This window comes from Megamonas sp., assembly GCF_986095205.1.
The window spans coordinates 1-17,925 of sequence record NZ_CFQVBI010000078.1 but is presented as its reverse complement, the minus strand read 5'-3'; the positions used below and the strand labels follow the sequence as shown (position 1 = coordinate 17,925).

General features: G+C 31.1%; 19 protein-coding genes. 14 read left to right on the top strand and 5 right to left on the bottom strand.

Translation table 11 applies throughout. The features are described from left to right. Positions 1–19 precede the first annotated feature (19 nt). From AC5LAX_RS11560 to manZ, 8 genes are all read left to right on the top strand, one after another. Positions 20–1,273 carry an Nramp family divalent metal transporter gene (locus tag AC5LAX_RS11560; protein WP_288909498.1) on the top strand — a complete coding sequence of 418 codons (1,254 nt, stop codon included), beginning with the start codon at positions 20–22 and terminating at the stop codon, positions 1,271–1,273. Between the two features lie 131 nt (positions 1,274–1,404). Further along, the gene (locus tag AC5LAX_RS11555) at positions 1,405–2,670 is read left to right on the top strand and encodes a DAK2 domain-containing protein (RefSeq protein ID WP_015563018.1); all 1,266 of its coding nucleotides are present in this window, start codon (positions 1,405–1,407) and stop codon (positions 2,668–2,670) included. 50 nt (positions 2,671–2,720) lie between these two features. Further along, complete coding sequence (locus AC5LAX_RS11550) at positions 2,721–3,476, top strand: C40 family peptidase (protein ID WP_288909497.1); 756 nt, start codon at positions 2,721–2,723, stop codon at positions 3,474–3,476. A 116-nt stretch (positions 3,477–3,592) separates the two neighbouring features. Next, positions 3,593–6,319 (top strand): sigma-54-dependent transcriptional regulator, encoded by a 2,727-nt coding sequence (locus AC5LAX_RS11545; RefSeq protein ID WP_288909496.1) that lies wholly within the window; start codon positions 3,593–3,595, stop codon positions 6,317–6,319. 237 nt (positions 6,320–6,556) lie between these two features. Beyond that, complete coding sequence (locus AC5LAX_RS11540) at positions 6,557–7,000, top strand: PTS sugar transporter subunit IIA (RefSeq protein WP_008538999.1); 444 nt, start codon at positions 6,557–6,559, stop codon at positions 6,998–7,000. Next, complete coding sequence (locus tag AC5LAX_RS11535) at positions 7,000–7,476, top strand: mannose/fructose/sorbose PTS transporter subunit IIB (RefSeq protein ID WP_018998592.1); 477 nt, start codon at positions 7,000–7,002, stop codon at positions 7,474–7,476. The genes AC5LAX_RS11540 and AC5LAX_RS11535 overlap by 1 nt, the downstream gene beginning before the upstream one ends. A gap of 70 nt (positions 7,477–7,546) precedes the next feature. Then, entirely contained in the window at positions 7,547–8,365 is an 819-nt protein-coding gene (locus AC5LAX_RS11530; RefSeq protein ID WP_018998591.1) for a PTS mannose/fructose/sorbose transporter subunit IIC, read from the top strand. A gap of 16 nt (positions 8,366–8,381) precedes the next feature. Beyond that, positions 8,382–9,197: a PTS mannose transporter subunit IID gene (gene manZ, locus AC5LAX_RS11525; protein ID WP_018998590.1), complete on the top strand. Its 816-nt coding sequence runs from the start codon at positions 8,382–8,384 to the stop codon at positions 9,195–9,197. Between the two features lie 70 nt (positions 9,198–9,267). Here the strand turns inward: manZ and AC5LAX_RS11520 are convergent, their stop codons facing one another. Continuing rightward, entirely contained in the window at positions 9,268–10,113 is an 846-nt protein-coding gene (locus AC5LAX_RS11520; RefSeq protein WP_288909495.1) for a menaquinone biosynthesis protein, read from the bottom strand. Between the two features lie 306 nt (positions 10,114–10,419). On the opposite strand from AC5LAX_RS11520, the gene dhaL reads away from it, so the two are divergent. Further along, positions 10,420–11,043 carry a dihydroxyacetone kinase subunit DhaL gene (gene dhaL / locus AC5LAX_RS11515; RefSeq protein ID WP_008538994.1) on the top strand — a complete coding sequence of 208 codons (624 nt, stop codon included), beginning with the start codon at positions 10,420–10,422 and terminating at the stop codon, positions 11,041–11,043. 725 nt (positions 11,044–11,768) lie between these two features. Here dhaL and AC5LAX_RS11510 read toward each other — a convergent pair. The 4 genes from AC5LAX_RS11510 to AC5LAX_RS11495 all read right to left on the bottom strand — a co-directional run bounded on the left by AC5LAX_RS11510 (position 11,769) and on the right by AC5LAX_RS11495 (position 15,500). Continuing rightward, entirely contained in the window at positions 11,769–12,962 is a 1,194-nt protein-coding gene (locus AC5LAX_RS11510) for an FtsW/RodA/SpoVE family cell cycle protein (RefSeq protein ID WP_008538992.1), read from the bottom strand. Beyond that, positions 12,962–13,630, bottom strand: coding sequence for a tRNA (guanosine(46)-N7)-methyltransferase TrmB (gene trmB / locus AC5LAX_RS11505; protein ID WP_288909494.1), 669 nt, complete (start codon positions 13,628–13,630; stop codon positions 12,962–12,964). The genes AC5LAX_RS11510 and trmB overlap by 1 nt, the downstream gene beginning before the upstream one ends. Before the next feature lie 121 nt (positions 13,631–13,751). Continuing rightward, positions 13,752–14,537 (bottom strand): sulfite exporter TauE/SafE family protein, encoded by a 786-nt coding sequence (locus tag AC5LAX_RS11500; RefSeq protein ID WP_008538989.1) that lies wholly within the window; start codon positions 14,535–14,537, stop codon positions 13,752–13,754. Positions 14,538–14,576: 39 nt separating this feature from the next. Next, a complete protein-coding gene (locus tag AC5LAX_RS11495; protein ID WP_288909493.1) occupies positions 14,577–15,500 on the bottom strand; it encodes a ketopantoate reductase family protein in 924 nt (307 codons plus the stop codon). Between the two features lie 86 nt (positions 15,501–15,586). Between AC5LAX_RS11495 and AC5LAX_RS11490 the strand changes: the two genes are divergently transcribed. From AC5LAX_RS11490 to AC5LAX_RS11470, 5 genes are all read left to right on the top strand, one after another. Beyond that, positions 15,587–15,868 (top strand): ArsR/SmtB family transcription factor, encoded by a 282-nt coding sequence (locus AC5LAX_RS11490; protein ID WP_008538987.1) that lies wholly within the window; start codon positions 15,587–15,589, stop codon positions 15,866–15,868. A gap of 69 nt (positions 15,869–15,937) precedes the next feature. Continuing rightward, the gene (locus AC5LAX_RS11485; RefSeq protein WP_288909492.1) at positions 15,938–16,924 is read left to right on the top strand and encodes a permease; all 987 of its coding nucleotides are present in this window, start codon (positions 15,938–15,940) and stop codon (positions 16,922–16,924) included. Positions 16,925–16,940: 16 nt separating this feature from the next. After that, entirely contained in the window at positions 16,941–17,342 is a 402-nt protein-coding gene (locus AC5LAX_RS11480) for an arsenate reductase ArsC (protein WP_278489295.1), read from the top strand. Positions 17,343–17,349: 7 nt separating this feature from the next. Beyond that, on the top strand, positions 17,350–17,475 hold the full coding sequence (locus AC5LAX_RS11475) for a CatA-like O-acetyltransferase (RefSeq protein ID WP_288909491.1): 126 nt from the start codon (positions 17,350–17,352) through the stop codon (positions 17,473–17,475). Between the two features lie 46 nt (positions 17,476–17,521). After that, positions 17,522–17,890, top strand: coding sequence for a CatA-like O-acetyltransferase (locus AC5LAX_RS11470; RefSeq protein WP_288909490.1), 369 nt, complete (start codon positions 17,522–17,524; stop codon positions 17,888–17,890). Positions 17,891–17,925 lie beyond the last annotated feature (35 nt).

Below are 17,925 nucleotides of genomic sequence, written 5' to 3'. Positions count from 1 at the left end.
AAAGTAAAGGAATAAATTTATGTTAAAAGATTATAGTAAAAAACATTCAGCAAGCGAAAGAGCTAGAGAAATTCTTCGCTATATTGGTCCAGGTCTTTTAATTACGGTTGGTTTCATTGATCCTGGTAATTGGGCATCAAATTTGGCAGCTGGTGCAGATTTTGGTTATTTATTGTTGTGGATGGTAACGCTTTCAACGATAATGCTTATTTTGCTTCAACATAATGCAGCTCATCTGGGAATAGTAACGGGGCTTTGTTTATCGGAAGCATCTACTAAATATTTACCGAAGTGGCTTTCACGACCAATATTAGCAACGGCAATGATGGCATCTATTGCTACAGCTTTAGCAGAAATTTTAGGTGGAGCTATAGCACTCAGTTTATTATTCAATATACCACTTGTTATAGGCTCTATAATTACAGCAGTTTTTTGTGCTATTTTATTAAAAACAAATTCTTATCCTAAAATGGAGAAAATAATTATAGCTTTTGTATCTATTATTGGTTTTTCATTTTTACTTGAATTGAATATGGTTTCAGTTGAGTGGACTGAGGCTATAAGTGGTTGGGTAACACCTTCTTTTCCAGAAGGCTCAATTGTCATTATCATGAGTGTATTAGGGGCAGTAGTCATGCCACATAATTTATTTTTACATTCAGAAGTAATACAATCGCGTCAATGGAATTTACAAGATGAAAAAATTATAAAACGACAATTGAAATATGAGTTTTTAGATACTTTATTTTCTATGGGACTTGGTTGGGCAATAAATAGTGCGATGATTATTATTGCAGCCAGTGTATTTTTCACAAATAATTTACAAGTAGATGATTTAGCACAAGCAACAGAATTATTAAGACCTATTTTAGGCGATAGTGCAGCCTTGATTTTTGCCATAGCTTTATTATTTGCAGGGATATCTTCAACAGCGACATGCGGAATAGCAGGAGGCAGTATTTTCTCTGGTATTTTTGGTGAAGATTATAATATTAAAGATTATCATTCATGGCATGGTGTATTGATAACTTATGGTTTAGCTATATTAGTTATATTATTTATTCAAGACCCATTTGAAGGTTTGATTTATTCACAAATGTTTTTAAGCATACAATTACCAATTACTATTTTTTTATTGATATATTTAACCTCTAGTAAAAAAATAATGGGTAAATTTGCAAATCATTTATATCAGAAAATAATTTTAATCATTGTCGGTATAATTGTAACTTGCTTAAATTTAACTTTATTATGGGAAATTTTTTATAAATAAGTGATAAAATGGATGTATAATTTTAATGCATCCATTTTTTTGTAAATAATAAAAGGATATATTGATGGATTTTTAGAATATTATCTAGTAGAATATATATATTATTCAGGTAGAATATTGGAGTGGTTTTTATGACAGGAAATAGAGAAGTAATAACAGGTAACGATTTTAAAAGAATGATAGCAGGTGCCTACAGTGCCTTTTTATTAGAATATGAAAATATCAATGCTTTAAATGCTGATTCTTTAATGGATGAAAAAGCAGGTACACATATTTTACGTACAATTGGTGCAGCTGCGATGTCTCTTCGTGATTTACAGGCAGATAGCATTGGTGGAGTATCTAAACGTGTAGGCAGTGCGGCAGTTTTAGGTGCTCATGGCAATGCAGGTGTATTGATTTCACAAATTTTACGTGGTATTGCTAAAGGTTTAGCAGGAAAATATGATGCATCATCTTCTGTTTTTGGAAAATCTTTCCAATATGGTATTTTATATGCTCAACGTGCAGTAAATGATGAAGTAGAACGTCCTTTGATTATTACAGCAAAAGCAGTGGCAAAAGGTGCTTATAATGCTGTTCGTGCAAATTTACCAATTGCTGAAATTTTAACAGAAGCTATCAAAGCAGGTGGCATTGCATTAAGTCAAGCTGAAAAGAAAAATGGCTTTGTAGATGCAGGGGCAAAAGCTTTAATGGTATTTTTACAAGGTTGTAGAGCTGGTTTGGATGGAAATTATGTATCACCAGTATTATTATTTTCTTCTGGGTTTAAAAAATCTCATGATGTGCCAAATCCTAAATTCGATATTGTTTATACATATGCAGTATCATTTAGTTTAGTAAAATGCCGTGCTAGTATCAGTGATTTAGAAAAAATGTTAAATCCATTAGGTAAAGTAATAGTAGTAAAATCATTAGATGATAGAATAACTGTGTATTTACACACAGATTGCCCAGGCTTAGTAGTTGGTCAGGCTGTAGATTGGGGTCAAATCGAAGATATTAAAATTCAGAATTTGGCTATGCCACATGATTTGAAAAATGTAGATAAAACTATTATGGATATCGCTATTTTAGCAGTAGCTGATGATGAAAAAACAGCTCAAAGTTTAGAACAATTAGGTGCAATTGCAGTAATCACTCAAGATAAAGTAAGTGGCCCTGCTGTTGGCGATTTAATTAATTTAATTCATGGCGATATTGCTAAAAACTATATTATTTTATCTAATAATAAATCAAGCTCTTTAGTTATGGCACAAGTAAAACGCTTATTAAAAAATAATATAGAAATTCTTTATACTAATAATGTAGAAGAACAAATAAAAGCTTTAAAAGCTTTTGATGTGAACGAAACTTTAAAAGTTAACTTACAGAATATGCATGAAGCTATTTAATATCAATTATTGTATAAATAAAAGTGAAGGGACGGTGGGAATAGGTGGAGATGGCAAAACGATATTGTATATTAAGTTATAAAGTATTGATTTTGGCAATTATTTGTTGTTTTATAAATGCTAATGCACAGGCAGCACCAATACTAAAATTAAATTCTCATGGACATGATGTAATAGTTTTACAGCAAAACCTCATTCGTATGAATTATGATTTAAGTAAAGTTAGCGGTAATTATGATAAAGAGACGCAAGAAGCAGTAAAAGCGTTTCAAAAAGATCATAAAATAAAAGTTACAGGCATTGTAAATCGTGAGACATGGTGGGCTATTAAAGGCGGAAAACAAAATATTATAGTCAATTCGCAGTCATCTATTAACGAAAAAATTATTTTAGATAATTTATCTTCAGTGCCATATGGCAGACAATTTTTATCTAAAAAAGAAGTCCCAGGTATTATAGCTACAGCGAAGGATTATATTGGCGTGCCGTATGTGTTTGGCGGAGATACACCAGCAGGTTTTGATTGCTCTGGTTATTTGGAATATGTTTTTGCTAAACATGGAATTCGCATACCTCGCACGGCAGATGAACAATATAAATTAGGAAAACTTGTCGAACCAGATGATTTAGAAGCTGGAGATTTAGTATTTTTTACTACGTATGAACCAGGAGCCTCTCATTGTGGTATTTACTTAGGTAACGGGAATTTTATACATGCATCAACAAGTAGAGGTATTCGTGTAGATAATTTAGATAATACGTATTGGGCATCTCGATATTATGGTGGTAAACATATAGTAAAATAAAGAAAACAGCAGGTTTTTTCCTGCTGTTTTTTCTAAAAATGGTAAAAAGAGATGATTTCATTGTTGAAGAAATCTAGGTGTGGAAATGAGTTTTTGAAATAGAAAGGTAATTGACAATGAAACGTATTGAAAGGGTTTTTGAATATTTACAAGAGGTAGCAAAAAGTCAAGATGGTGAGAAGGCTCTTACAGCTACTGCTATTGCAGATAATTTAGGAATTTTACGCAGTAATGTCAGTAGAGAGTTAAACAAATTATATAGAATGGGTAAAATAATGAAGATTTCAGGTAGACCTGTTTTATATAAAATAAATGATGAAAATATCAATGATAAAATAGAAATAAAAACTGTTAATAAAATAAATAAAATAGATAAATCTGCATTTAATGATTTAATTGGTGCAGAAGATAGTTTAAAAACACAAGTAGAACAAGCAAAAGCAGCAGTGATTTATCCTCCAAATGGATTACATACACTGATTGTAGGTCAAACTGGTGTTGGTAAAACGCTCTTAGCACATATGATGTTTGAATATGGTAAAGAAGTTGGTCGCTTTGCTACAAATGCACCTTTTGTAACTTTTAACTGTGCAGATTATTATAATAATCCTCAATTGTTGATTTCACATATTTTCGGGCATATTAAAGGTGCTTTCACTGGAGCAGATAAGTCTGTACCAGGTTTAATTGAATCAGCAAATGAAGGTATTTTATTTTTAGATGAAATTCATAGATTGCCACCAGAAGGGCAAGAAATGATTTTTTATTTTATGGATACAGGGACTTTCAATCGTTTAGGTGAAACGAAAAGAGAAAGAACAGCTAGTGTGTTAATCATTGGAGCGACTACAGAAAATCCTGATTCAGTATTGACTAAGACTTTTAAAAGACGTATTCCTAATATAATATCTATACCACCATTAGCAGAGCGTTCGTTAAAAGAAAAATTGGAAATAATGACAGTGTTATTTACAGAAGAATCACGCAGTATAAAAAGACCAGTAAAAGTTTCTTCAGATGCGATAAAAGCGATTATTGGCAGTATTGGTAATGGTAATGTTGGTCAATTAAAATCTAATATTCGTCTTTTATGTGCACAAGCATTTTTAAACGGTATAAAGACAGATGGTCATATTGAGATAACTTATCAAATGTTGCCTGCAAATATAAAGTCAGGAATTTTGCCGATGAGTCAAACGCGTGAAGATATAGCTTTGATTAGTCGTTATATTGAAAAAGGATTGTATGTAACACCATCTAGCAAAAGTAAATTGCCTCGTGAAAGCGAAGACGAGCCATTTAATTTATATCAAATGGTAGAAAATAAGGTTAATATGCTTAAGCGAGAAGGCATAGCGGAAGAATTAATTCAACAAATTGTAGTAGCGGACGTAAATACGTATGTAAAAACTTTTTATAATCAAAAAGATGATATTTCTTTATCTGTTTATGATAGATTATTGAAAATCATTGATGCAGATATGGTGGAATTTGCACAGCAAGTAGTATCTTTAGTGGAGCGTTATATAAAATTAGTATCAAGAGAGCGTTTTTTATATGCGTTTGGTTTGCATTTAAGTTCATTATTCAATCGCATAAAAGGAAAGCAGGATTTGCATAATGTTTTGGAAGGTACAATTGACACAAATTCTATAGAATTTAAATTAGCAACAAAAATAAAGTTGATGATTGAAGAAAAATATAAAGTATCTGTGTCAAAATCGGAAACAGAATATTTTGCTATGTTATTGCAATCTTTAAAACAAGAAGATAAATCACAAAAGATAGTAATAGCAGTAGCTATGCATGGTGAATATACAGCAAGTTCTATGGTGAATGTAGCACGAAAATTATTTAGTGCCAATAAAGCGCCGATATTAGCTTTTGATATGCCTTTAGAGTGTCGACCTGAGGATATGTTAAATCAGATTGTTGAGCAATTACAAAATATTAATTGCCAAGAAGGCGTACTATTGCTGGCAGACATGGGTTCTTTATGTAGCTTTGGCCCTATATTAGAAGAAAGATTAGGTGTGCCAGTTAGGACTTTAGGCATGGTTACGACGCCATTTGTATTAGAAGCGATGAGAAAAGCAGATATTGCAGGTATTAGTTTAAGTGCTATATATGATTCCTTGAAGAATTTTAATGGTTATGAACATAACACACTATCAATTGATGACACAAATGATAAACAAAAAGCTGTAGTAACAATTTGTAGTACAGGTAAGGGAACAGCGGAAAAATTACAAAATTTAGTGATTGATATCTTGATTGATGCTTCAATGAACCATATAAAAGTAATTCCTATAGGCATTGTAGATATGCATAAACGCTTAACGGAAATAGGGCATAAATATCAGATTATTGCTGTTGTAGGTATAAAAAATCCACATATAGATGCTCCATTTATACCAATTGAGCAAATCATCAGCGGTCAAGGCGATATTATTTTGCGTGAAATTGTGGGAGCAAAAGATATTGTAAAAAAAGACGAAACAAATATTGTTTTGAAACGTTTTTGTGAAGATGGATTGCAGGAAATGTTGTTATATTTAAATCCTAATAAAATAATTGATATTTTACTTAAATTTATCAATATTTTAGAAGAAAAATTAAAATTAACATGGGACAATCCTCAGAAATTGCGCTTGATAATTCATATAGGCTGTGCATTAGAGCGAATGGTAATCAATAATGGGCTTAAATTTAATGAAAAAAATATAGAAAATATAGATAAAGAAAAATTAAAAGTTGTAGAAGAAGCTGCAAAAATATTTGAGGAAACATTACAAATAAAATTAACAAAAGATGAAATGTATTATATTGTAAGCATGATTTAAAAAAAGTGTGTCTAAAAAAGTCTGTGTCAAATTAAAAATGACACAGACTTTTTGTTTTAGTGTCAATTTTTAATTGACACAGTTTAGTAAATGGAAGAAGAGTGTCAATTTTTAGACAATACGCATAATTACCATTTAAAAAGTCCTTATAGTTACAGTAAAAATTTTGACACTAAAAGTTGGCACGCCATTTGCATATAATATATAACAAGAAGAATTTTGAAAGGGGAAATTAAAATGTTAGGTATTATTGTTGGTACACATGGCCATTTAGCAGAAGAATTAGTAAATACTTGTGCTATGATTTGTGGTCAGCCAGATAATTTAACAACAGTAACATTAGTACCAGGAGAAGGTCCAGAAGATTTAATGGCTAAATATAATAAAGCCATGGAAGAAATGGACACTACTAATGGTGTAATTATTTTAAATGATTTATTTGGTGGTAGCCCTTATAATGCTGCATGCCGTGTTGCTATGGAAAATGATAAATGCGGTATTGTAACAGGCGTTAGCTTACCAATGCTTGTAGAAGTAATAAATTATCGTTTATGCAATGGCGAAAATGCAAATGTTCAAGATGCAATGGAAAAAGCTGTAGAAGCTAGTGTAGCTGGAGCTCAAAAATTCCATAAAAGCCAAGTAGAAAGCGAAACAGATGACGAAGGAGACGATTTATAATGAAAATTGTATTAGCTAGAATTGATGACCGTTTAATCCATGGACAAGTAGCAACTGTATGGGCAAAAGTTACTGGTTGCGAACGTATTATTGTATGTGATGATGATGTAGCAGCAGATACTATTCGTGCTACACTTTTAAAACAAGTAGCTCCTCCAGGTATCAAATCCAGTGTTGTTAGCGTAGATAAAGCTATCCGCGTATACAACAACCCTAAATATGAAAATGATAAATGCTTATTGCTCTTCACAAATCCTACAAGTGTATTACGCATGGTTGAAGGTGGCGTAGATATTAAATCTGTAAACGTTGGTGGTATGAGCTTTAAAGAAGGTAAACGCCAAATTACAAATGCTGTTTCTGTAGATGATAAAGATGTAGAATCCTTCAAAAAATTAAGTGAAAAAGGTATTGAAATCGAATTTAGAAAAGTAGATACAGATAAACGTGTTAATTTAATGGAAATTATTAAATAATTAAATGAAAAGATTAACAGCTATTAATTTCAATGGCTGTTAATCTGCTCTTATGAATGGAGGTTTTTTTATGGAACTCAGTGGAGTACAACTTATAGCTATTTTTATCGTTTCAGCAATAGCTGGTATGGGCAGTGTTCTTGATGAATTTCAGACACATCGTCCATTGATAGCATGTACATTAGTTGGTGCAATTTTAGGTGATATGACAACAGGCATTATAATCGGTGGTACTTTGGAAATGATTGCACTTGGCTGGATGAATATCGGTGCAGCTATGGCACCTGACGCAGCACTTGCTTCTGTTATTTCTACAATTCTTGTAATTGCTGGTCATCAAAGTATTGGTGCAGGTATTGCGATTGCTATGCCACTTGCAGCAGCAGGTCAGGTATTAACTATTATCTGCCGTACAATAACAGTATTTTTCCAACATAAAGCAGATGGTTTTGCTCAAGAAGGTAATTTAAGAGGTATTGACATCTGCCATTTAGGTGCATTATTACTTCAAGCTTTACGTGTAGCTGTTCCATCTTTACTTGTAGCTATGTACATTGGTACAGACGCTGTTCAAGGTTTATTAAATGCAATTCCTCCAGTAATCACAGGTGGTCTTCAAGTTGCTGGTGGCTTCATCGTTGTAGTTGGTTATGCAATGGTTATTAACATGATGAATGCTGGTTACTTAATGCCATTCTTCTTCCTCGGCTTTGTTACAGCAGCATTTACTGAATTCAATTTAGTTGCATTTGGTGTAATTGGTCTTGTTTGTGCAATTGTTTACATTCAGCTTAGCCCTAAATATCATCAAGTGGCAGCTCCAGCAGCAGCAAGCGCTGGCAGCGCAAAAAGTGATGTAGATGATGATCTTGATGATGAATTAGACTAAGAGGAGGTTGAAGATTATGAAAAAATTAAGTTCAAATGATTTATTCTGGACCTTTATTCGTTCAAATTTCCTTCAAGGTTCATGGAATATGGAACGTATGCAGGCACTTGGTTTCTGCTTTGGTATGGTTCCTATTATTAAAAAACTATATGAAGGCGAAGAAAGAAAACAAGCTATTAAAAGACATCTAGAATTTTATAATACACAGCCATTCGTTACAGCTCCAATCATTGGTGTAGTAGCAGCTATGGAAGAACAAAAAGCTAATGGTAAAGACATTCAAGATGGTGTTATCAACGGTATTAAAGTTGGTATGATGGGACCTCTTGCAGGTGTTGGTGACCCAATCTTCTGGGGTACTCTTCGTCCTATCTGCGCAGCTCTTGGTGCTTCTTTAGCTATGGGCGGTAGCTTGCTTGGTCCTATTTTATTCTTTGTATTATTCAATGTAGTACGTTTACTTATTCGTTGGTATGGTATTAAATATGGCTACACTAAAGGTACTGATATTATTCAGGACGTAGCTGGTAATACTCTTCAAAAAATTACAGAAGGTGCTTCTATCTTAGGGTTATTCGTCATGGGGGCACTGGTAAATAAATGGACAACCGTTAATATTCCAGTAGTTATTTCTGAAGTAACTATGCAAGATGGTAGTGTAGTTACAACTACTGTTCAATCTATCTTAGATCAATTAATGCCAGGTCTCGTACCACTTTTACTTACATTCTTATGCATGAAACTCATGAAGAAAAAAGTCAATGCAATTTGGATTATCTTTGGCTTATTCGCTGTAGGTATTATTGGTTACGGTTTAGGTATTCTTAAATAAGTTCCCCGACCAAAATTAATATAAAAAATGGTGTTGATATTTTATCAACACCATTTTTGTTTTTACGTATTTAATTTTTAGTATTTGGATTGAATATATTTAATTGTGGAAGTGCATCAATTAGATTTAATTCAAAAGCATATTGATAAAATAAAGATAAAGCTTTAAGTTGTTCTTCTTGTAATTTCCATTGAATTATATGAAGATATTCATCTAATTGCGTGAAAGAAAATGGCTTATCTGTAGCGATTTCTTTTATAGCCTGATGAAGGTTGGTAAAACCATTGGCAAAACCATTTTTTATATATTGCTGAATAATAGAGGTTTTTTGAGGATTTTCTTGTGCAAAATCTTTGCGTACTACCCATACTGCATATACCATGCAAAGATTAGTGAATTCTTTCCATTGTTGACCGATATCGTAATAATATAAATTCTTATCTTGATGATATTTTAAAAAGAGAGCATCATCACCAATGAATAGAGAAGCGGTAGCGTTTTCATCAGAAAAAGGATTTTGAGGTGAAACTTTAGCAATAGAATAATCTGGTGTAGCGTGATAACGTTTATTCATGATTATTTTCAAAAGACAATGTGAAGTAGCCGATTGAGATGTGAGTAAAATCTTATCTGTGGTAATTTCATGAATAGGTTTTTTGCTGACTAAAATTATGCTTTGTACAGGGCCATCAGCCATAATGCTAATATCGGGTAAAATCATTAATTTATCAAAATTGCGAGCATAAATGATAGATGAAACAGGACTGATATCCAATTTATCTTGCGTGATTGCTTGATTTAAATTAGCAGGAACATCTTTAAATAGATTGAATTTATCACTAGGATTTTTAGTGAGTGTATAAGTTAAAGGAAGACAATTTAAATAATTTATATGACCAACATTTGGCTTTAACATATAGATACCTCTTTTATTTAAATAGATTATAAAAAATGTTATATTAAAATATTGTAAAAAATAGAATAATATAATATACTATTATATTATTTTAGCAAAAGAAATACAACAAAGGTGATTTTTGTACAGTTTGTATTGTATAATTAGATAAAAGTGGTATATTGATAGATATCATTTTTTTAGATATACATATACACAGTAAGCAGATTATATGTTAAAATTAATCTGTATATTTAGGCTATTTATAAGTTATTTAATTAAATAATATTATAATTTTCATTAAAATTTTGGGAGGAAATATCGTATATGACAAGAATTAAAGATGCAGTTGAACATATAGCAAAAGCTATAATAGCCCAAAAAGATTATTTAAATATGTTAGATAAAGCTATTGGTGATGGCGACCATGGCAATAATATGGCTATTGGTTTTGAAGCTGCTTTAGAAGAAATTGACAATATGAATGATGATGGAAATCCAGCAAAAGTTTTCAAAGCTATAGGTACAGCTTTTTCTGAAAATGTAGGCGGTGCAGCTGGTCCATTATATGCAGCAGCTTTCAACCGTGCAGCTAAAGCTTGTGATGAAAATACATCTTTTACAGTTGATTCTGTAATTAAAGTTTTAGGTGAAGCTATCGAAGCTATTAAAAAACGTGGTCGTGTAGAACCGGGTGAAAAAACAATGTTAGATGTTTTAATTCCTGTACATACAGCTTTTGTAAAAGGTAAAGAAAAAGATTTAACATTATTCCAATGTTTAGGTGAAGCATCAAGAGCTGCAAAAGAAGGTGCAGATTATACACGCACTATTTCTGCAAGCAAAGGTCGTGCAAGCTATTTAGGTATCAGAAGTATTGGTCATCAAGACCCAGGTGCTACATCTTCACTTATTATGGTTAGAGAATTATATAACTTTTTTCAACGTTAATAAGCAAAGGATAATTCATAAGTGTCTACTATGAGATTTTTTAGTAGGCACTTATATTTTTTTTATTAAAATGTTGTTTTTACAGAAAAAAATATATAAAAAAAATAATCTGATTATTGCAATAAAATATTGACTGTGCTATAATAAAGACAGAAAGAAAAGCTATAGTGCTTAAAACAATTGAATGTAATGATATAAAAATAGTTTATGGAGAATGAGCAATAGAAATTATTGTACAGAGGAACTAAAAATTATTTATATAGAATGCATTCGAAAGGAGTGAGGGTTATAGCGGATTTGCAAAAAGGCTTTAATGAAAGTTGCACTTAGATATCTCGTGCTGTTGAAGAAAGCAAGTTTGTAAAGAAAAACTAGATTTTATAGATAGTAAGGCATTGCTAGTTAAAGTCTAAACTGATTTATAAGTGTGCACAAATAGTAACGTTACAAAATTTATTATTAATTCAAAAAGTGTATAATACGTATTAGGTGTATTTTAAGTTAGTTAGAATATTATAAAAGAATGTAAAAAGATGTATTTGGAATTAAATGCATATTACACACGTTAGCTGACTGATAAATACAGCAAAGACTTCTATCTTAAGGGAAGATTTGCAAAAAAAAATTAAATAGTGAGGTAGTTTGATGTATACACAGTATACTAGATAAAAGACGATTAGCATGAAGATATGTTAATCGTCTTTTATTTTGCCATTATTTATTTTTTATTTTAAACGATAGAGATGTTTTTTCTTGCTTAAATATTTAATAGGTGGAGTAGTTATCGTTTCGTTTTTAGTACTTTTTTTTATGATATGATTATGTCGGTCTACGCTTAAAACTAAGCCTATGCTAATCATATTTAAGATAAGTGAAGTACCACCATAGCTGATGAACGGTAAAGGTACACCAACTACAGGAACAATACCGATAACCATAGCCATATTGCCAGTAGCTTGACCTACAATCAATAAAGTAATGCCACATACAAGCATTTTGCCAAAATTATCTTTAGTGCGTAGAGCAATTTTTATACAATAAAAAGCTAGCGCAATTAAAAGTAAAAAGACAATAAAAGCGCCCATAAATCCTATTTCTTGGCAAAAAACAGCAAAGGCAAAGTCTGTATGAGATTCAGGTAGATAAGAATATTTACTAAATCCATGACCTAAGCCCATGCCAGAAAATCCTCCCGAACCAATAGCTAAGATGGATTGAACTATTTGATAACCGTCTTCTTGAGAGCGAGACCAAGGATCATACCAACTATTGATACGGTCTAAACGATATGGTTGGAAGGTTGCTAAAAGTGTAAGTAAGATAAAACCAATACCACAGATTATACCAATCCATTTTTTGGATAGACCAGCAATAAAATACATAATGGTTGGAATACCAATGATGATAAGTGCAGTTCCCATATCAGGTTGAGCTTCAACAAAACCTGCAATTATTAGACATAGAAGAAATATAATATTTTTTTGTGGATTTACCGTTATAGGAATTTTTTTATCTATACATTGACCAAGATAAGAGGCGCTGATGATAATGGTAACAATTTTGGCGATTTCAGAAGGTTGGAATTGCATAAATCCAAGTGATAGCCAACGTTTAGAACCATTTACAGTAACACCCATAATTAATACAGCACTTAAGGATAAAATCGTTATGACTGTAAGCAGTAATGATTTATTTTTTAATTTTTTATAATTAAATCTAGAAGTTAAAGCAAAAGCGACAAATCCAATTAACAAACTTATTAAATGACGAATTAAAAAGAAATAGGGATTTTCAAAGTTAGTATAAGCAGTTATTAAGCTGGCACTACAAATATTTATAGTGCCAATGACAATCAGGATAAACATGATACAGGTGATAGCTTCCATATCATTTATCCAAAATTTTTGCTTAGTCAACATTATTTTTTATCCTGCTTAGTAAAAGTTACCTCACAGCGATTGATTTTTTCACCGAAACCGCTAAATTTACGTTCATATTCTGTCATGATATTGTTAGCTTGATATTCACTATTATGAAGGTCAAAAGTAAGTGCATTTACTTTTAAATTAGCAAGTTCAAATTGTTCTAATGAAAAATCAAATAGAGGTCTATTGTCGGTTTTAAAGAATAATTCCCCATTATCTTTTAAGAGTTTGCGATATTTTTCCAAAAATCCTATATAAGTTAAACGTCTTTTTGTATGACGAGCTTTTGGCCATGGGTCGCAGAAATTGATATAAAAACGGTCAACTTCATCTTCAGCAAAGATATTTTCAATTTGTTCGATATTAAATACCATTAAGCGAACATTAGTTAAGCCAAGTTCTTTTACTTTTTTAGCAGCATAGTATAAAACATCTTGTTGAAGTTCTATACCGATAAAATTAACTTCAGGATGAAGAGCTGCTGTTTTACTGATAAAATCTCCTTTTCCTGTGCCAAGTTCTACATAAAGAGGTGCCTGGCGGTTAAATACTTCATGCCAATGACCTTTAATTTCTTCAGAAGGACTTTGTCCTTTAGTATATACAAAATCATTAAAATCTAAAATAGCTTCATCAATCCAAGGTTTTCTTCGTAAACGCAAAATAATTCTCCTTTTTATAAATATATTCAAAGAATATTTTATCACAAAAGATTTATAAATACATGGTTTTTACATAAAAAGCTTCTGTTCTTTTTTAGAGTTGAGAACAGAAGCTTTTTGTTTAAAATAAGAGATTGCTTTCAACAATCATGCGAATACCTAATAAGAATAAAGAAATGCAAAGAAGTAAAATGATACTGCGAGGTTTAGTTTTCTTAGATAATCTAGCACCGATTTGAGCACCGATTACAGCACCAAAACCAACAGCAAGAGCAGGTATCCAAACGATATGATTTAAAAATATATGAGATGTAACACCCATAAAAGAGGAAACAGCTAAGACAAAATGAGATGTTGCAGTTGCCATATGTGGTGGAAAAGCAAGGGCATAAATCATAACAGGAACATGAATGATACCGCCACCAATACCAAAGATGCTAGAGATAAAACCTACAAACATACTTAAAATAATACCGAGTTTTTTGCGAGCTATAAATAAGGTTTCATCAAAATTAGTAGCAATAGCTTTTTTATTAGATGAATTCCAATACATGATAGCAGAGATGATTAAGATAAAGATACCATAACTAAGACTGAAAGTAGGACCTGTGAAATAATCACTAACAAGGCTACCTAAAATAGCTCCAGGAAGTGTAGCAATAGCAAAAGGAATGGCTGCTTTAAAATAAACGCGATGTTGTTTTACATAAGCATATGTTCCTGAAAGTGCATTTAGAAATACACCAAATAATGAAGTACCAACGATTTCAGGAGCACTATGAAAAATAGAAGGTGTGAGTGCAAAAGTAAAAAGTGGTATCATAATTAAACCACCACCAATACCTATTAAAGTACCAAATGTACCTACGCCAATACCGACGACAAATAATACAAGAATTTCAATCATAAAAAAACCTTACTTTCATATTTTGTAATTTATTATATTTTAGGCTATAAAACCAAAATGTTTAGCTACTAATTCATAGGCTGACACAGCGATATTTTTGGCTTTTGCCATGCGAACAACTTCAAAAATGAGTCCATCAATTTCTGATTGACTGCCTTTTTGTAAGTCTTTTTGCATAGAAGCTGTAGTATCTGGTGTCATAGCATTTAATGTTTTTAAGTTTATGTCAATGATATTTTCAGGAAGATTAATATTATAAGCTTTAGCTAGATTAATACAATCTTTTGTTAAGGCAATGAATAAATCTTGTTCTTTTCCTTGTTTTTGCATGATACCTGCTGGTATATCAAAATAAGCTCCACAACTGGCATAAGGGGAAATTAAAACGAATTTGCGGAAGGTATCTTCTGCGATATTTTCTGATAAGACAACAGAAATATTACTATCTTTAAGATCTTGAGCAATTTGTTCTAATTGATTTTTTAATGGAGTTTTTCCACGTGTGCCAAAGACGATACGGAAAATATTACCCTTTTGAGATATTTCTCCAGGTGCAGAAATATAGGCAACGATATAAATACATCCTTCAATTACATTTGTATGAGGTAATTTAGGTGCTAGTTTATAACCTGTACCATAAATATTTAGTATAGGAATGATGATGGTCTTTTCCTTGCTTATTTTAGTTAAAAAAGGAATGATATCATCAAGAGCGTATCCTTTGACAGAGATAAAAATTACATCAGGTATTTCATTTGTTTGAAGATATTGCTCTGTAGTCATTGCTTTTACGGGTTTTAAATTAAATTTACCAATTCTATCAGAATTGATAGTAAGGCCATTTTCGTTGATGGCTTCAAGATGTTTTCCACGAGCGATAAAGGTTACATCATGATTATTTTGGGCTAAAAAACCACCGATGCAAGCTCCAGTTCCTCCAGTGCCGACAATGAGATATTTCAAGAAAATCCCTCCTTAAATATGATATAGTTATTATAACAAAGTATAAAAGATTTTTCTTAATAAAATAAGAAAGTGAGATAAATAATATGAAAGAGATTGATTATGTAAAAATTTTTAAAGCGTTGTCTGATGAAATGAGATTAAAGATTTTACAAGAAATTGCAAAACATGAGGAAATTTGTGTTTGTAAATTAATGGAAAAATTTGCTATAGCTCAAAGTAAATTATCTTATCATTTAAAATTATTGTTAGAAGCGAATTTAATAAAAGTAAAACCGCAGGGAAAATGGAATTTTTATAGTATTAATAGTTCTTTATTGACAGAAGTATTTAGTCAAAAGGCGATAAAATTTTTTCAACATGAATAAATAGACTTGTCATATCAAAAAAAATTGATATAATAAACATATCAAAAATATTTGATATGAGGTGAGATAATGTTTGATTTTTTTGTTGAACAAATACTAGGAATGCAATGGTTAAGTGATTTAGTTTGGTGTGTATTAATAAATTATTTCCATGCAGACCAAAATTCAAATTGGTGGTCAAGTGCTCATTTTTTCTTTTATGATACGATAAAGATAACTATTTTATTAGTAACTTTAATTTATTTAATATCATATATTCAGTCATATTTTCCACCAGAAAAGACAAAACGAATTTTAACACATTTTGATGGTTTTACTGGAAATATAATTGCTGCACTACTTGGAACAGTAACGCCATTTTGTTCTTGTTCAAGTGTGCCTATTTTTATAGGTTTTACTAGAGCGGGATTACCTGTGGGCATGACTTTTTCTTTTTTGATATCTTCTCCTATGGTAGATGTAGCATCTATGCTTATGTTGATGTCATTTTTTGGACCTGAATTTGCTATTTTTTATACAGTTGTAGGTGTAATATTAGCTGTTGTTGGCGGTAAAGTTTTATCTATGATGCACGCTGAAAGATATTTAAAAAAATATGATGGAGCAATTAGAGATTTTTACTCTGAATCAGAATATTTTAATCAAAGACAAAGATTAAATTATGCTTTAAATGATACTAAAATTATTGTGAGAAAAGTTTTTCCTTATGTATTATTGGGTGTATTAATAGGTGCATTAATTCATAATTGGATACCACAAGAATTTATTTTAACTATTTTAGGAGATAACAATCCATTTGCCGTTATTTTGGCTACAGTGATTGGTGTACCTATTTATGCTGATATATTTGGAACTTTGCCAATCGCTGAAGCTTTGTATTTAGTAGGTGTGCCAGCTGGTACGATTTTAGCATTGATGATGGCGATAACAGCTTTATCACTTCCATCACTTATTATGCTCAGCCAAGTATTGCAAAGAAAATTATTGTTTTTATTTATAGGTATTGTAAGTATAGGGATTATTTTTGTAGGATATATTTTTAATTTTGTATTTTAAGATAGAGGTGTAAAATTTGTTAAAAGTAGCATTTATTTGTGTGCATAACTCTTGTAGATCGCAAATGGCAGAAACTATAGCTAAAGAAATGGGAAAAGATGTATTTGAAGCTTTTTCTGCAGGAACACAGTTAAAAAATCAAATAAATCCTGATGCAGTTCGTATTATGAAATCTTTAGGTTATGGTGATATAACAAAGGTGCAAAGACCTAAATTATTGCAGGAATTACCAGAGATTGATATTGTTATAACTATGGGTTGTAATGTAGCTTGCCCTATGATTAAATGTAAATATCGTGAAGATTGGGGACTACAAGACCCTACAGGAAAATCTGATGAGGAATTTTTGAAAATCGTTGAACAGATAAAAGCGAAAATGAATAATTTAATAGCTAGAATAAATAATAAAGAGTTGTGATATTGAAATGGATTTTATAAAAATAGATAAAGAAAAATGGCAAAGAAAAAAAGTTTTTGAGCTGTATAGCAAAGATGTTCCTTGCACTTATAGTATGACAATCAATTTAGATATCACAGGTTTAAAAAAATAAAATAGAGATAAAACAGCTAAAAATTTTTCCTGTAATTTTATATGGTTTGAGTAAGTTTGTTAATAAATATAAAGAATTCCGCATGGATTTAAATAAAGATGGAGAATTAGGATATTATGATAAGATAAATCCTATTTTTACAGTCTTTGAAGAAGCGCAAGAACAGTTTTATCAAGTGTGGACAAAATATGATGATGATTTTGAAGTGTTTTATCAAAATTATTTATTGGATATGAAAAATTACCAACAGCAAGAGATAAAAAGCTCTAAATTATTATTAGAAAAAAATGTGTTTAATGTTTCTTGTGTTCCTTGGGTTAGTTTTACAGGTTTTAATTTGAATTTAGCTAAAGGATATGATTATTATTTACCAAATGCGAGCGTAAAGCCCCTAAATTTATTTATGGGGATATAAGCTCGCTAAAAAACAATGATTCGATATCATTGTTT

Coding starts and splice junctions, on each gene's coding strand:
- manZ (WP_018998590.1), top strand. CDS start 8,382: ATGAAAAAATTAAGTTCAAATGATTTATTCTGGACCTTTATTCGTTCA.
- AC5LAX_RS11520 (WP_288909495.1), bottom strand. CDS start 10,113: ATGTTAAAGCCAAATGTTGGTCATATAAATTATTTAAATTGTCTTCCT.
- AC5LAX_RS11540 (WP_008538999.1), top strand. CDS start 6,557: ATGTTAGGTATTATTGTTGGTACACATGGCCATTTAGCAGAAGAATTA.
- AC5LAX_RS11535 (WP_018998592.1), top strand. CDS start 7,000: ATGAAAATTGTATTAGCTAGAATTGATGACCGTTTAATCCATGGACAA.
- AC5LAX_RS11490 (WP_008538987.1), top strand. CDS start 15,587: ATGAAAGAGATTGATTATGTAAAAATTTTTAAAGCGTTGTCTGATGAA.
- AC5LAX_RS11560 (WP_288909498.1), top strand. CDS start 20: ATGTTAAAAGATTATAGTAAAAAACATTCAGCAAGCGAAAGAGCTAGA.
- AC5LAX_RS11475 (WP_288909491.1), top strand. CDS start 17,350: ATGGATTTTATAAAAATAGATAAAGAAAAATGGCAAAGAAAAAAAGTT.
- AC5LAX_RS11485 (WP_288909492.1), top strand. CDS start 15,938: ATGTTTGATTTTTTTGTTGAACAAATACTAGGAATGCAATGGTTAAGT.
- AC5LAX_RS11555 (WP_015563018.1), top strand. CDS start 1,405: ATGACAGGAAATAGAGAAGTAATAACAGGTAACGATTTTAAAAGAATG.
- AC5LAX_RS11500 (WP_008538989.1), bottom strand. CDS start 14,537: ATGATTGAAATTCTTGTATTATTTGTCGTCGGTATTGGCGTAGGTACA.
- AC5LAX_RS11545 (WP_288909496.1), top strand. CDS start 3,593: ATGAAACGTATTGAAAGGGTTTTTGAATATTTACAAGAGGTAGCAAAA.
- AC5LAX_RS11530 (WP_018998591.1), top strand. CDS start 7,547: ATGGAACTCAGTGGAGTACAACTTATAGCTATTTTTATCGTTTCAGCA.
- dhaL (WP_008538994.1), top strand. CDS start 10,420: ATGACAAGAATTAAAGATGCAGTTGAACATATAGCAAAAGCTATAATA.
- AC5LAX_RS11550 (WP_288909497.1), top strand. CDS start 2,721: ATGGCAAAACGATATTGTATATTAAGTTATAAAGTATTGATTTTGGCA.
- AC5LAX_RS11510 (WP_008538992.1), bottom strand. CDS start 12,962: ATGTTGACTAAGCAAAAATTTTGGATAAATGATATGGAAGCTATCACC.